Raw genomic sequence first — 14,251 nt, 5'->3', positions numbered from 1 at the left:
TAACAGGGCTCCGTACGGTATTCGGGCAGGTGCAGCCGCGCGGCGGTTCAGGCGGTTGCGCTGCCCCTGGCCGCGGGAGTCACGGCTTGGTTGAGCGTGGGGGCACCCAGCAGTTCATGCTGCAGCCGCACCAGAATCCTCGCCAGTCCGCGGGAGACCTGCATCTGGGTCAGGCCCAGCCGTTCTCCGATGGCCTGCTGGGATTCCTCGTGGAAATACCGCAGGAACAGCAGTTCCTTGTCCTGGTCCGTCAGGTTCCGCACCGCGCGGCGGAGCATGGCAAGGTTCTCGGCCCGTTCCAGCCGGCCGTCGGCCACGGCCCATTGCTCCGCGCCGGTGGTGTCTGCCAGCGCTTCCAGGGATTCGGGGCGAAGACTGCTCTGGCAGTTCAGCGCCTCCGAGACGGCTTTCGTGGTAACTCCCAATGCCTCGGACAATTCACGGAGCGACGGCTCCCGCCCCAGCGTCTGCAGGAGTTCCGGTTGCAGCCTGGCGATGGCGGTCCGCAGGTCCTGGAGCTGCCGCGGGGGCCGGACTACCCAGGAGTGATCCCGGAGGTAGCGCTTGAGCTCTCCATGAATGGTGGGAACCGCGAAGGCCGGAAAGTGCGGGCCGACGGTAGGGTCAAAGCGGCGAACCGCCTTGATTAGTCCCATGTACGCGACCTGGCGCAGGTCCGCCAGCTCACGTCCCCGCCCCGCGTAGGCGGCGGCAGCTGTTTCCGCGATTTCCCGGTACCGGAGGACAAGTTCGTTGTGCAGTGCCTGCTGCAGGTCACCGCGTGCCTGGCGGGCTTTTTCAAATGGAAGCAGGGAGGACGGAACACCGGAGAAAGCGCTCATGAGCAGCACGGGTTTTCAGCAGCAGGTTCGGCCCGCTGCTGGACCGCCTGATCAGGACACCAGAGCACTCACGGGTTATCAATAGCCCGGACCACCTGTTTTGTTACTGCTTCTTGAGCTCCCGGTGGAGCAGAAGGTATAAGCGCCGCGAACGTCCCCCATCCTTCGGAGCGGCAGGACCGGCTCCGTTTGCCGCGCCGGCCCGGTCTGCGGAGCGGTGCAGGACCAACGCGGCGACGGCGGCCGCAGCCGCCGGTGCGCTTCACAGGGCAATCATGAGACTGCAGTACATCCACAGGAACATCAGGGTGGGCGGGGTGCCGAGCGGTGCCTCCAGGAACCCGGCCACAAGGGCCAGCCAGTATGCCGCGCAGGCAGCGAGGACAATCCAGGCGGTGCGGCGGCGAACAAGGGCGAGCAGCTTTTGCTCCATGGCAAAGATCCAGACAGATAGGAGAAAGTGCCGCCTGCTTGACCCATCAACCCTAGGCGCGCAGGCGGCTCCACCGCCGGTTATGCGGAGCTTGTCCCTACTTTGTGGACATCGGGGTTGTCATTCCCGCTGATTCCTCCACAATGACGGATATTTCTCCGGCAGGTGCCTGCCCGTCGACTGCCGTCTGCAGTGCGGTGACCTGATCCGCGGGGACCTTGACGGTCACCGTGCCGGTGCGTCCGCTGGTGCTGATCGAGTGGACTTTCAGGTCCGGAACGGGCTTGTCCGCGAGCCAGGTCTGCACTTGGTTGCGGGCCTGCAGCAGTTCGTCGGCACTGAACGCCACGAGGACCGGCTCTGCACCGGCGTCGCGCACCTTGGCCTCGGCCTCCGGACCGGTCACCGCGACGTGGAGAACGCCGCGGTCAATCCAGCCGTCCGCGTATTCGGCTCCCAGTTCGTTCCTGAGGCGCGCGTGCAGCAGCAGGAGCTGGGCGCCGGGTCCGTCCGAGTTCATGGTTGCATCCGATCCTGGTTTGGGTGACGCGGCAGTACCGGATGGGGAATCCGGCGGGGTACCCGGTCCGGCGTCTTGCGGTGCGCAGCCGGTAACCGCGCCGACGGCGATCACGGCCGCCAGGGCGGCCCCGGCCAGGCCACGGGCTGAAGGCAGGTGGAGCGCCGGCGGCGTCCGGTTTCGGATCATGATTCCTCCTGGTGCGTGACTGTAGCTTAAGTCAAAGCGGGTCCCGGCCGTTGGCAGGGACCCGCTTCAGTGTTTACCGCTGGTGCTGTTAGGCGTCGACAGAAACCCGGCGGCGCTTGTTGTACATCAGCGCTGCGGCACCGGCGGCGAGCAGGGATGCTCCGCCTCCGGCCAGCAGGCCGAGGTTGGCGGCGCCGGTATCAGGCAGTCCGCCACCCGGGTTAGCTGCCGGAGCGGGGTTCACCACAACCGGAGCTGCGGTGACCGTGATGCCCGCGAAGGCGTCAGCCGACGGAGCGCTGTTGATGGTCTGGACGGCCGTGATTGCGTGGTCGCCCGCGGTCAAATCGCCCATCGGAACGGACCAGCTGCCGTCTTCGTCCACGACTACGGCCTCGAGGGCCTCGTCATCGACCGCAACGGTCATCTCGACGCCGGCGGTACCGGTACCGGTGATTTCGTTGGGGAGTGAACCTTCAACGAACTCCTGGCCGTCAGTGGGGGAGGTGATCACCGGAGCATCGGGTGCGACCGTAAGGTTCAGCGTCGCTGCCCCCGAGTCTTCCTTGCCTTCAATGCCGCCCTGGGCTGCGGACAGCTCGTAGACGCCGTACGTCAGCGGTTCGTCCAGGGTCACTGACCAGTTGCCTTCGTCGTCGACCTCGGTATCGAGGGTTGCAGCCGCAGCGACTTCGTCCTCATCGGCATCGCCCGGCACAGTCAGAGCCAGGGTGGCGCCGGCTACGCCGGTGCCTTCGATGGTCTCAATGGAATGCAGCACCGTGGCAGGGGTGGTGAAGACTGGAGCAGGGAGGGGAGCTTCCTTGACCGTCAGTTCGAATTCGCTGACCGTCGAGTTGTTGTACCCGTTGACGGCCTGCGCGGTGATGGTGAGCTTTTCGTCGGCAGGGACCAGGGTCGGCGCCTTGAAGGACCAGGTGCCGTCCGCGGCGACCTCTACCGTCGAGTCGACATCGTCGACGGCCAGGCTCACGGTCTTGGCACCCGGTGCCGTGCCGGTGATGACCGCGTCGGTGTCAACGGTGCCGTTGTTCGCCGGGCTGGTCAGCGCGGGTGCGTCCAGGTAGATGCCCACCGAGTAGCCCGGGACAGCAGCCAACGCGGTGTCCAGATCAGAGGCAAAGGAGATGGGCTCTGCGTCGGCCCCACCGCTGGTGATGCCCACGCCGTATTCACCGGAGATCATCGCACCGCCGGAGTCGCCCCCGTCCACGAAGATGTCGGTGAAGAAACCGTTGACCCAGGTTTCGGACACGTTGGCGATCCCCAACTCGGTGATATTGCCGCATTCCCAGAAGGTCGTTCTGCCCGACTTGCAGATCGGCGCGCCCACGACAGGCGAAGTGATGCCCCTTAGCTTGACCGTAGTGGCGGAGAGGTCTTCGGTATTGGTCCAGTTGGCTGTCTCCGCGCGGAGGTCCAGCTCGGTGTTGATGTTATCGATCACAGCTACGTCGGTACCGGGAGCCTGCTCCGTGCCGTCGAATGACCACGATCCGAACGTACCGAGCTCTTCGCCCGTACCGAATTCGTCGCTCGTCACTTCGAGGAAAGTCTGGCTGCCAGCATCCTCTGCGCAGTGCCCTGCAGTGATAATAGCCTCGGCGCCACTCGCGTTGTATCCGGTGTAGCCCACCGAGCACCGGTAGCGGATCGAGCCGACCTCGGAGTAGTAGCCGGCGCCGCCGACGACGGCGTCGTCAGCCTTGGGCTTCAACTCGGGCTGGCCCGGATTGAGCGTCACATTTGTGTACTGCTTATCAAATTCCTCCGGGGACATGGAAGGAGCCGTGCGTGCCGCCGAAGGGGTGCCCTCGATGGCGAACGGGTCACCGAGGTCGATGGTGAAGCCGCGCTCCGGGCTGCCGGAGACTGACCTCAGGTTGTCGGTACCCACGGCAGAGGCGTAGGCAGACAGGAGGTCTTGCAGATCGGTGGCCTGCTTGGCCTCAGGCTCCGAAGCTCCTCCTTCGACTACCGCAGTCTGTGTTTCGTCCGTCGGGGGCGCCTGGGTGAGAAGCTCAATGGGAGCCTGCAGGGACGGAGCTTCAGTGGGGGCCGCGGGCTCAACAACGGTGGCGTCGAGTTCCGCGGCGAGTGCCTCGAGTTCTTCGCCGCTGCCGGTAACAACCAAGCCATTGTCACGGATTTCGATGTTGACAAAGCCCTTGGTGGCCCTGAGCTGCGCTAGGGCAGCTGAGGCCTTTTGGCTAAGCTCGCCTGCAGCCACGAATTCGTCGACGGTCATGCCGAGATCGCGCTGAAGGGCCTCCTCGAGGCCGGGAGCCAGTTCTCCGGTGCCCTGCAGTGCAGCGCCGGGTGTTTCGGTTGTGGTCGGCTGCGGGGTGTCCCCGGTATCAGCCATGGCCGGGCCGGCGATGAACGCGCCGCTCACCGCCAGAAGGGCAGCGGCGCTAAGGGCGCCTACCCGTGCGTAGAGCGGGCGTGGACTTTCCTGCATGAATTTTTCCCCCATAAAACATCAGCCCCCGGTGTTTCCGTGCAGGCCCACGTACGGCACCTGGAGATTGCGGAGGTAATGAGACTGAAACTACTGAGTTTGTACTGATTCCGGTCGATTCTCTGAAAGGCCGTTATCCTGCGGGTGAATTCAATCGACGGGAATTAAAGCACCGGATAACCGAGATCACAGACACGCGAAAGAATAGCGGTCATCGCTCGGGATGGCAAGGCTTGTTTATGGACGCTTTGTATACCGGGACGAGCGCCACCGGGCTTCGCGAAAGAGGGAACAAAAACGAGGACGGGCACCCGCTATTTGCGGGGGCCCGTCCTCGTTTACTGCTTAGGGTTTCCTAGGATTCGGAAGCCGCGTTGCGGCGACGGTTGAACAGCAGGGCTGCACCACCGGCGGTGAGCAGGGCTGCTCCGCCTCCGGCCAGCAGACCCAGGTTCGCCGCACCGGTGTCGGGCAGTCCGCCCGCTCCCGGGTTTCCGACCGGAACCGGATTGACGGTGACGGGCGGCTCAACGACTGCAGCGGTAACGGTGAAGCCGGTGTCGGAGAAATCGGAAACTTCGTCTCCGACGGCCTGGATGGCAACAATGTTATGGGCGCCCTCAGCCAAAGGAGTCATCGGGACGGACCAGTTGCCGCTGGCATCGGCGACGGTTGCCTGGATCGCGGTTTCATCCACATCCGCCTCGCCGTCGAGGTCGAAGTCGACCACGAGCTCGACGTCGGCACCCGGCACCGCGGTACCGGTGATTGCCGCCGGCTGCTTGTTGACGGGGATTTCGGCACCCTCGCCCGGGGTTGTGACCACCGGAGCGGCGGGGGCCACGAGGATGACGCCGGAGATTTCCTCAGAGCTAACCTTGCCTTCCTGCGACTGCACGACGGCCACGGTATAGGCTCCGTAGCCCAGCGGCGTCTCGAGGGTCAGCTCCCAGATGCCGTTTTCGCCGACTGTGGTTGTGCCGGTAACCGGCTCTGCTACGTCCCCGGTGATCGTAACGTTGATCGTGGCCCCCGGCACGCCGTTACCGGTCAGAACCTCTAGAGTGTCGACGACGCGGATCGGGGTGGTGACGGTCGGAGCCGGCAACGGAGCATCTTCAATGGTCACTACGACAGTGGTGGCAGCTGACCTGGTGGCGCCGTTGACGGCAACTATCGAAAGGGTCAGCGTCTCGCCGTTCACCGTGACGAAGGTGGGTGCGTAGACACTCCACGTGCCATCTTCCGCTACCGGGATGGTCTGCGGCTCTGCTCCGTTGACGGACAATTCCACGGAGGTTGCCCCCGGAGCTGTTCCCTTGATGAGGTGGCTCGTCTGAATGACATCGCCATCGGCCAGATTAGTCGTGGGCGCAGCAAGGGCCTCGGGCGCGGTCTCGGTGGGCGTCGGGGTGGCGGGCCCCGGGGTGGCGGGCGTGGTGGCCGGCGTGGTGGGTGCCTGGGTGGCCGGCGTGGTCGGTTCCGCAGTGGCCGGCGTCGTGGGTTCCCCGGTGGGCGGCGTGGTCGGCGGCGTGGTCGGCGGCGTGGTGGCCGGCGGTGCGGTCGGCGGCGTGGTGGCCGGCGGCGTAGCGGGTACCGACGGAGTCACCTCTACGGCCATAGCGGGGCTGGCAATGAATGCGCCGCTGACTGCCAAAAGGGCTACGGCGCTGACCGCGCCGACCCGTGCCGAAATGTTGCGATTGTTTTCCTGCATGAAATTTTCCCCCATAAACCGTCAACCTCCGGCGTTTCCATGCTGGCAAGGCGGCAAATGGAGAATGCGGAGGGAACGAGACCGAAACTGCTGAACGAAGATTTGAAGTGCACACAGTTATGTGCGCCATCAATAAGTAGTATCTGCAACGGCCAGAGACCCATGCCGCAGATAAGGGCGAGAATAGCGTGCCTTCGCGTAGATAGCAAGGATGGAGATTATCCGGGCAAAGAGCATATTGAAAGCGCTCCCCAGGCCGGGTAGCGTCGCCGTCGTAATCCCGGAACCCGAGTCCCGGGCTGTCCTAAACCGCAGGGAGATCCATGGCACGGGCGCGGACAAAAGGCAGCCAAGCTGCGCGGCGGGGGGCGTCCGGAATTCTCGTGGCGCTGGCATCGTCGGCGGTGTTCGGATTGTCCGGATCCTTTGCGAAGTCGCTGCTGGAAACCGGTTGGAGCCCGACCGGTGCCGTTGCTGTCCGGATGCTCGGAGCAGCACTCGTCCTCGCGGTTCCCACTGCTCTCGTCCTGCGCGGGCGCTGGAGCCAGATCCGGAGCAATTGGCGCACCATCGTACTGTTCGGGTTCATCGGGGTGGCCGGGTGCCAGTTCTTCTATTTCAACGCGGTGGAGCGCCTGTCAGTGGGCGTGGCTCTGTTGCTGGAGTTCCTGGCGCCGGTACTGATGGTGCTTTGGATTTGGGCTGCCACACGACGCCGGCCCGGCATCCGCACGGTCCTCGGCGCGGTGGCCGCCGTGGCGGGGCTGGTGTTGGTCCTGGATTTGGGCGGCAGCACGCGCATTGACCCGGTAGGGGTGCTGTGGGGGCTCGCCGCCGCGGTCTGCCTGGCGATTTATTTCTTCATGACCGCTAAGCAGAACGATTCCCTCCCGCCGCTGGTGCTGGCCACCGGAGGCATGTTCGTGGGCGGTGCCACCATGGCAGCGTTGGGATTCACCGGCATCCTGTCCCTGGATTTCAGCACCACGGATGTGGACCTGGCAGGGTGGCAGACCGCATGGTGGGTCCCGCTGATCGGTCTGGTGCTGTTCTCCACGGTGCTGGCCTACGTCACAGGAATCATTGCGGCCCGCTCCCTCGGCTCCCGGGTGGCCTCGTTCGTGTCCCTGACCGAGGTGCTGTTCGCGGTCCTGTGGGCGTGGCTGCTGCTTTCGGAGCTGCCACGCCCCGTCCAGTTGGCCGGCGGGTGCCTGATTGTTGCCGGCGTTGTGCTGGTCCGTTCCGACGAACCGGCCGGACTTCCGGGGGAGGCCGCGGCCGACGTCGAGCCCTACGCCTAGCAAACAAGTTCGCGGCCAGACACGTCACCCGGAGCCGGGTGTTCATGAGCCGTTCGAGGGGGACCGGAGATCGAGTCTGCAGCAATTACCGTTTTCCGGTCGAGAATCAGTAAATCTTGCAGACTCGATGCGGGGAACCGTAAATCTTGCCGACTCGATGCACCCGCGGCCCCTCCATCGGCGCTGGAGGGGCCTGGAGGAAGGCGGCTTTAATATTTTCCGCGAGCTCTGCGAGCGGAGAATTTCGTTGCCGCCGTTCCAGGCCCCGTAGGTGCCATCTCGAGACCTATGCCCCGGGTGCGTCGGCCGCCAGGGGCGCGGAGACCTTGATTTCGCGCTTCAGGATCTTGCCCGTGGGCCCCTTGGGCAGCGCATCGGTCAGTTCGATCAGCCGCGGATACTTGTACGCGGCCAACCGGTCCTTGGTGAACTGCTGGATGTCTGCGATCAGCTCTTCCCTGGCCGCGTCATCAGCAGGGACTGCCTCGTCACGAAGCCCTACAACGGCAGCGATTTCCTCCCCGTGCAGCGGGTCGGGGATGCCGATGACCGCGGCTTCGGCAACGGCCGGGTGTTCGTAGAGCACCTCTTCGATCTCGCGGGGATACACGTTGTAGCCGCCGCGCAGAATGATGTCCTTCTTGCGGTCCACAATGTAGATGTTGGCGTCCTCGTCGAAACGGGCCAGGTCCCCGGTCCGGAACCAGCCGTCCGGAATCGCAGCGGCCGTGGCGTTGTCGTTCTTCCAGTAGCCCTTCATCACGCCGTCGCCGCGGACGGACAGTTCCCCGACTTCGCCGACCGGAACATCGTTGCCGTCCGGGTCCAGCATCCGGACCTCCGTCCCCGCCACGGTTTTGCCGATGGAGCCGGGCCGGCGGTCGCCGCCGGGAACATTGAAGGAGACAATCGGCGAGGTCTCCGAGAGGCCGTAACCCTCCAGGAGTTCGATGCCGAAAACCTCCTCGAACTCGTGCAGGATTTCCAGCGGCATGGCGGAACCGCCGGTGATGGCTCCGCGCAGGGACGACAGGTTGGTGGTCTTGACCGCCGGGTGGCGCAGCATACCCACGTACATCGTGGGCACGCCTTCGAAGATGGTCACGCCGTCGCGCTCGATGATCTCCAGCGCCTTGCCCGCATCAAAGCGGGGCAGCAGGCTGATGGACGCACCGGACAGGACGGACGAATTCAGGGCCGCGGTCTGGCCGAACACGTGGAAGAAGGGCAGTCCGCCGAAGTGGACATCCGTTTCCACCGTGTTCAGCAGGGACTGGGCCACATAGGCGTTGGTGAGCAGGTTCCGGTGCGTGAGCGCGGCGCCCTTGGGCCGTCCCGTGGTTCCGGAGGTGTAGAGGATCACCGCGGTGTCCTGGTCATCCACTTCCGCCACGTCGGGCCGCGCGTCCGCGCCGGCCAGCAACTGCAGGAAGGCGGCGGAATCCACGGAGACCACCTCCACGCCGCCGGCTTCTTCCGCCCCGGCGGAGACCTCCGCGGCCACGCCCTCCCACGCGAAGGCGATCCGGGCACCCGAGTCCTGCAGGTGGTAGGCCACCTCGCGGGCCTTCAGCAGCGGGTTCATGGGAACGACGACGGCGCCGTGGCGCAGGGTGCCGAAGTACAGGAACGCCATCTGCGGGATGTTCGGCATCACCAGCGCAACGCGGTCTCCGGGTTCCACGCCCCGGCTGGCGAGGAGGCCGGCGACCTTGGCGCTCATGGCGTCGAGGGCCGCGTAGGAGACTACGGTTTCATCTAGCTTCAGGGCTGTCCGCTCGGGAAAGCGCGCCACCGTGTCAGTCAGAATGCCGGCGAGGTTGTGCATGGGGGTGATCTCCTTTGATCTGTGCAACGTAGAGGGAAGTCTAGCCACCGCCGTCGACCGCGGGAAACTTTCTTAACACGGGGGCTCACAAAGCGGGCGCGGAAAACGTCTACCGTATGTGGAAGTGAAACCCTTTGAGCAGATTGTCCGCGAACACGGCCCGGCCGTGCTGCGCGTCTGCCGTGCCGTCGTGGGTCCGGACCAGGCCGAAGACGCGTGGTCCGAAACGTTCCTCGCCGCCCTGGGTGCTTACCCGGACCTGCCGGAGGGTACGAACGTCCAGGCCTGGTTGGTGACCATAGCCAAGCGGAAGGCCGTGGACCAGCACCGTTCCGCCGCCCGGAACCCGGTTCCGGTGGACGAAATCCCCGAACCTGCGGGGGCACCGCAGATGGACACGGACGGACTGTGGTCGGCCCTGAAAACCCTGCCGGTCCGCCAGCGCGAGGCGCTGGCCTACCATCACCTCGCCGGACTCCCGTATGCCGAAGTGGCCCGGCTGCTCGGCGGCAGCGAAGCCGCCTGCCGGCGGTCCGCGGCAGACGGCATCAAGAAACTACGCATCCTGTATGAGGAGGACCGCCATGGCATCCTTTGAGACGTACGGCGCCGGCCCCGCCGACACCGGCCTCCTGGATCCCGACCCCCGCGAGGACGCGGTCCTTGCCGCCCTGCATTCCCGCCTGGCCGCAGGAGCCGAGTTCGCCGGACTGCTGGACGTTGCCTACACCGTCATCGACAGTCCCGTGGGCCGGCTCATCCTTGCAGCCACCGACGCCGGCCTGGTCCGGGTCGCGTTCGAATGTGAAGGGGTGGACGCCGTGCTGCAGGACCTCAGCACCCGGATCAGCCCGCGGATCCTCGAGGCTCCGGAGCGCCTGGCCCGTCCCGCCGCCCAACTCCGCGAGTACTTCGACGGGACCCGGCGCAGCTTCGACCTGGACTTGGACCTGCGGCTCACCGCCGGATACCGCCGGACCGTGGTCCAGACGCTCCAGCAGATCGGTTACGGGCACACCTCCACGTACGCGGGCATAGCCGCACTGACCGGAAACCCCGGAGCCGTCCGGGCCGTCGGCACCGCATGCGGGCGCAATCCGCTGCCCCTGGTGATCCCCTGCCACCGGGTCCTGCGCTCCGACGGGACCACCGGCGGCTACCGGGGCGGTCCCGCCGCCAAGAAAATCCTCCTCGACCTGGAAGCCGCCGCATGAGCAACTCGCTTTTCCCCCGTGAACGATCCGAACCCGCCGTCGGCGCCGTCCATGTGCCGGGCTGGCTGCCGCCCGAGAAACAGCAGCGGATTGTCCAGGCCTGCCGGCAGTGGGCCATCGGTCCGGTACCCATGCGCGCGGCCGTCCTCCCCGGCGGGCATACCATGTCCGTGCAGACCGTGTGCCTGGGCTGGCACTGGCAGCCCTACAAATACACGCGGACGGCCGACGACGTCGGAGGCGGCCGCGTCGCCGAGCTGCCGGACTGGCTGATCGAGCTGGGCCGCGATGCCCTCCGCGAGGCCTACCGGAAGCCGGACGGCAGTTATGCGCGGGACGATTTCCGGCCGGAGAACTACACCCCGGATACGGCGTTGATCAACTACTACGCCGAAGGTGCCCACATGGGCATGCATCAGGACAAGGACGAGAAATCCAGCGCACCGGTGGTGTCCATCAGCATCGGGGACACCTGCGTTTTCCGGTTCGGCAACACCGAGACGCGGAACCGGCCCTACACCGACTTGGAGCTGGAATCAGGGGACCTCTTTGTCTTCGGCGGTCCCTCCCGGTTCGCCTACCACGGCGTTCCGCGGACGCTGGCAGGCACGGCGGACCCGGCATCCGGCCTGCCCGCGGGGCGGATCAACATCACGCTGCGCATGACCGGGCTGTCATGACCGAGCCTGCGGCTTTGTCGGGTAGGCAGCGGCACCCACTCCAGCACCGCGGTGCCTTCGCCTGGGAACCGCTCGCCAGTGCGCTGCAGGCGCACGCCGTGCCCGGCCTGGAGCGGGTTACCCGGACGGACGACGGCGCTACGGTAGAGCGGTTGCTGCGGGGAGCCTCGGCACCTGTCGCCGTGGCAGTGTCCCTGAGCGACGCCGGAGTGGTCCTCGACCTGCCCGCGCTGCCCGCCGCGGAGGAAGCCGCCCTGATATCAACGGTCCGGGCCTGGTTGGACCTGGACGCCGATCCGGGCGTAGTGGACCCGTTCCTCTCCCGCTTCGAGCTGCTGGAACCACTGGTGGACCGGCACCCTGGACTGCGGGTGCCCGGCTCCACGGACGGTTTTGAAACCGGCATCCAGACTGTCCTCGGGCAGCAGGTATCCCTCGCGGCTGCCCGGACCTTCGGCTCCCGGCTGGTCGCGGCGTTCGGGGAGCCCGGGCCTGAAGGGTTGTACGCTTTTCCGACGGCGGAGCGGCTGGCGGCGGTGCCGGCCGCCGACATCCAGTCCGCGGTCCGGATCACCCATGCCCGTGCCCGAACCCTGTCCGCGCTGGCCGACGCCGTGGCCGGTGGCCTGCCGCTGCGTCCCGGAGCGGAACCGGGAGCCGTGCGGGCCGGACTGTTGGCCCTGCCCGGGATCGGACCGTGGACAGCCGACTACCTGGCCGTGCGGGTGCTGGGGGATCGGGATGCCTACCCTGCCGATGATTTGGTGCTGAAACGGGCTCTCGGGGTGGGCAGCGGGCGTGAGGCTGCCGTGCTTTCTCAGCCCTGGCGCCCGTGGCGCTCCTACGCCCTGTTCCACCTCTGGACCCGGGCAGCCTACGCGGTGCCGGCCCCCGCTGCGCGGTAGCTTTCGGCCGGCGGGCGGCTAGTCAGGTCCCGAGCAGCGAAAAGGCGAGGGACAACGCCGCCGGACCGCCCTGGATCAGGGACAGCCTGCCCAACCTCCGGTCGCTGAGCACCAAGACCACCGCAGCGAGCAGCATGCAGGCGGTGGTGAAGGTCATCAGCGTCAGCCCGGCCACGGCGTTACCGGCGACAAGCAAAACCACACCCAGTCCTGCACCCACCGCCAGGAACAGGTTGTAGAACCCCAAGTTGTACGCCAGTTGTGCGGTAGCGGAGGAATTGGCTCCCCGCAGCTGAAAGATCGCCGCGGTTTCCGGCTCGGCCCAGCGCAGGGATTCGAGCATAAAGAAGTAGAACGCGACGGCGGCGGCTACTACGGCAAAAATCGCGGCGGCAATCAGCACGGGCACTCCTTGCGCATGCGGGGGGTCAGGGCGGCATGCGGGGCGGCGGCGCAGCCGCGCCGCAGCAGTTTTGTCCGCAGCAGCACTCTCCGCAGTGCCGCCAATGCTGGCAGCAGGCCCCGGAACTCCTCAAGGGGGAAGTCGGTTTTCGGTTGGCAGGCGGGACCGATTGCCCGCTAGCCTTGAAAGGGCAGCTTTTAGGATCTGCCTCCCCGGCGTTGGACGCCGTAGCCGCTTCTTTGGAAGGACACCCTTTGCGCCCAATCCGCCCCGCCCGTTCCCTGGCCACGGTGGTGCTGGCAACGCTTGCCCTCACCGCCTGCGGATCCGACTATCCCCTCGGCGACGCCCAGCGCGAGGCAGCCGAGAACAGCACCTCCAACCTCAGCGGAGTGCTCTCCGGCGCCGGATCGAGCGCCCAGGGCCCTGCAATGGATTCGTGGATTGCCGGTTTCGGGACGCTGCATCCCAAGGTCCAGCTTCAGTACTCCCCGGACGGCTCCGGCGCCGGTCGCAGCGCACTGCTGGCCGGTGCCGTGAACTTCGCCGGTTCCGACGCCTATCTGCAGGAAGAGGAAATGGCAGACGCCAAGGCTGTCTGCGGGCCGGAAGGTGCACTGGACATTCCTGCCTACATTTCCCCGATTGCCGTGGCGTTCAACCTCCCCGGCATCGAATCGCTGAACCTGGACGCCGTCACCATTGCCCGGATGTTCCGCGGCGAGATTCAGTCCTGGAACGATCCGGCCATCGCCGCCCTCAACCCGGGCGTCCAGCTGCCCGAAACCCGGATCACTCCCGTCAGCCGGGCGGATGACTCCGGCACCACGGAGAACTTCACCGAATACCTGCACGAAGTCGCCCCCGATGCCTGGCCGGATGCACCGTCCGGAACCTGGCCGGGAGGGCTGCAGGGCGAGAACGCACAGGGAAGCTCCGGCGTCGTCAGCACCGTGACACGCACCGAGGGAGCCCTCACCTACGCCGACGACTCGGTGATCGACGATTCCATGGGCACCGCGAACCTGCTGGTCGGGACCGAATTCGTGCCGATCAGCGCGGAAGCGGCGAGCACCGCCGTCGAACAGTCCAAGCGCGTCCCCGGACGCGGGGAACACGATATTGCGCTCCAACTGGACCGGCGGACGACGGCGCCGGGGGCCTACCCGCTGGTGCTGGTGTCCTACCAGATCTACTGCAGTTCCTATGACGACGCCGACCTCGTCGAGCGTGTGCGGACCTTTGGCCAGTATGTGGTCAGCGAGGAGGGACAGCAGGCATCTGCGGAGGCAGCGAAGAGTGCCCCGATCCCCGAATCGCTGGCCGAAGAGGCCCGCGAGGCGCTGGAATCCATCACAGTCCGCGACTAGTTCCACGAGCCTGCGGTGCTACCTGCCGGTAGCACCGCAGCTTCCCCTGCTGCTCTTTGGTTGCCCTCTTGCGCCCCCTCAGTGCCGGTGTCACCGTGGATTTACGCAACGCTGAAGGGGGCTGCTGTGGAACCTATCCGAATCGAACGCTGGTGGCCTTACCTCGATGGTTCGGCCAAGGACTGGTTGAGGCACAATCTCCGCCAGGACGGCCTGCCGCCCAAGGTCCAGGACCGGATTGCCGAGGCCGGCGGTCCCGTCATGGACCCGATCCTCGCCGAGCCGGACTGGGCCTTCATCGAACTGGACGCCCAGGCCGTCGAGTAGGGCGCTCAGGCTTCTATGGGAGGGCCTGAGCCAATCTGCT

The 14,251-nt window shown here is 66.1% G+C and carries 14 protein-coding genes; 7 read left to right on the top strand and 7 right to left on the bottom strand.

Going from position 1 to position 14,251, the window contains the following annotated elements; genetic code table 11:
* Positions 1-47: 47 nt before the first annotated feature.
* The 5 genes from LOC56_RS05245 to LOC56_RS05225 all read right to left on the bottom strand — a co-directional run bounded on the left by LOC56_RS05245 (position 48) and on the right by LOC56_RS05225 (position 6,183).
* Positions 48-842: a sigma-70 family RNA polymerase sigma factor gene (locus LOC56_RS05245; RefSeq protein ID WP_229951133.1), complete on the bottom strand. Its 795-nt coding sequence runs from the start codon at positions 840-842 to the stop codon at positions 48-50.
* 262 nt (positions 843-1,104) lie between these two features.
* The gene (locus tag LOC56_RS05240; protein WP_229951131.1) at positions 1,105-1,275 is read right to left on the bottom strand and encodes a hypothetical protein; all 171 of its coding nucleotides are present in this window, start codon (positions 1,273-1,275) and stop codon (positions 1,105-1,107) included.
* Positions 1,276-1,372: 97 nt separating this feature from the next.
* Positions 1,373-1,984 carry a hypothetical protein gene (locus LOC56_RS05235; RefSeq protein WP_229951129.1) on the bottom strand — a complete coding sequence of 204 codons (612 nt, stop codon included), beginning with the start codon at positions 1,982-1,984 and terminating at the stop codon, positions 1,373-1,375.
* Positions 1,985-2,072: 88 nt separating this feature from the next.
* Positions 2,073-4,466 carry a S1 family peptidase gene (locus LOC56_RS05230; RefSeq protein ID WP_229951127.1) on the bottom strand — a complete coding sequence of 798 codons (2,394 nt, stop codon included), beginning with the start codon at positions 4,464-4,466 and terminating at the stop codon, positions 2,073-2,075.
* 355 nt (positions 4,467-4,821) lie between these two features.
* Positions 4,822-6,183, bottom strand: a complete 1,362-nt coding sequence (locus LOC56_RS05225; RefSeq protein ID WP_229951124.1) for an LPXTG cell wall anchor domain-containing protein — start codon at positions 6,181-6,183, stop codon at positions 4,822-4,824.
* Positions 6,184-6,506: 323 nt separating this feature from the next.
* Here LOC56_RS05225 and LOC56_RS05220 point away from each other — a divergent pair, with 323 nt between their 5' ends.
* Entirely contained in the window at positions 6,507-7,484 is a 978-nt protein-coding gene (locus LOC56_RS05220) for an EamA family transporter (RefSeq protein WP_229951122.1), read from the top strand.
* A gap of 286 nt (positions 7,485-7,770) precedes the next feature.
* Here the strand turns inward: LOC56_RS05220 and LOC56_RS05215 are convergent, their stop codons facing one another.
* The gene (locus LOC56_RS05215) at positions 7,771-9,312 is read right to left on the bottom strand and encodes a long-chain-fatty-acid--CoA ligase (protein WP_229951120.1); all 1,542 of its coding nucleotides are present in this window, start codon (positions 9,310-9,312) and stop codon (positions 7,771-7,773) included.
* A 124-nt stretch (positions 9,313-9,436) separates the two neighbouring features.
* Here LOC56_RS05215 and LOC56_RS05210 point away from each other — a divergent pair, with 124 nt between their 5' ends.
* The 4 genes from LOC56_RS05210 to LOC56_RS05195 are packed head-to-tail and all read left to right on the top strand — an operon-like array spanning position 9,437 to position 12,111.
* On the top strand, positions 9,437-9,910 hold the full coding sequence (locus tag LOC56_RS05210) for an RNA polymerase sigma factor (RefSeq protein ID WP_229951118.1): 474 nt from the start codon (positions 9,437-9,439) through the stop codon (positions 9,908-9,910).
* The gene (locus LOC56_RS05205) at positions 9,897-10,526 is read left to right on the top strand and encodes a methylated-DNA--[protein]-cysteine S-methyltransferase (protein ID WP_229951114.1); all 630 of its coding nucleotides are present in this window, start codon (positions 9,897-9,899) and stop codon (positions 10,524-10,526) included. The genes LOC56_RS05210 and LOC56_RS05205 overlap by 14 nt, the downstream gene beginning before the upstream one ends.
* Positions 10,523-11,206 carry an alpha-ketoglutarate-dependent dioxygenase AlkB family protein gene (locus LOC56_RS05200; protein ID WP_229951112.1) on the top strand — a complete coding sequence of 228 codons (684 nt, stop codon included), beginning with the start codon at positions 10,523-10,525 and terminating at the stop codon, positions 11,204-11,206. The genes LOC56_RS05205 and LOC56_RS05200 overlap by 4 nt, the downstream gene beginning before the upstream one ends.
* A 14-nt stretch (positions 11,207-11,220) precedes the next feature.
* Positions 11,221-12,111, top strand: coding sequence for a DNA-3-methyladenine glycosylase family protein (locus tag LOC56_RS05195; RefSeq protein WP_229951111.1), 891 nt, complete (start codon positions 11,221-11,223; stop codon positions 12,109-12,111).
* Positions 12,112-12,133: 22 nt separating this feature from the next.
* Here the strand turns inward: LOC56_RS05195 and LOC56_RS05190 are convergent, their stop codons facing one another.
* Positions 12,134-12,514: a DUF1304 domain-containing protein gene (locus tag LOC56_RS05190; protein WP_229951109.1), complete on the bottom strand. Its 381-nt coding sequence runs from the start codon at positions 12,512-12,514 to the stop codon at positions 12,134-12,136.
* A gap of 254 nt (positions 12,515-12,768) precedes the next feature.
* Between LOC56_RS05190 and pstS the strand changes: the two genes are divergently transcribed.
* Positions 12,769-13,884 carry a phosphate ABC transporter substrate-binding protein PstS gene (gene pstS / locus LOC56_RS05185; RefSeq protein ID WP_229951107.1) on the top strand — a complete coding sequence of 372 codons (1,116 nt, stop codon included), beginning with the start codon at positions 12,769-12,771 and terminating at the stop codon, positions 13,882-13,884.
* Between the two features lie 126 nt (positions 13,885-14,010).
* Positions 14,011-14,211 carry a hypothetical protein gene (locus tag LOC56_RS05180; protein WP_227920152.1) on the top strand — a complete coding sequence of 67 codons (201 nt, stop codon included), beginning with the start codon at positions 14,011-14,013 and terminating at the stop codon, positions 14,209-14,211.
* Positions 14,212-14,251: the final 40 nt, after the last annotated feature.

Source organism: Arthrobacter sp. zg-Y179 (assembly GCF_020907345.1).
GTDB classification, from domain to species: Bacteria; Actinomycetota; Actinomycetes; order Actinomycetales; family Micrococcaceae; genus Arthrobacter_B; species Arthrobacter_B jinronghuae.
This window is presented reverse-complemented; position numbering and strand designations above follow the sequence as displayed.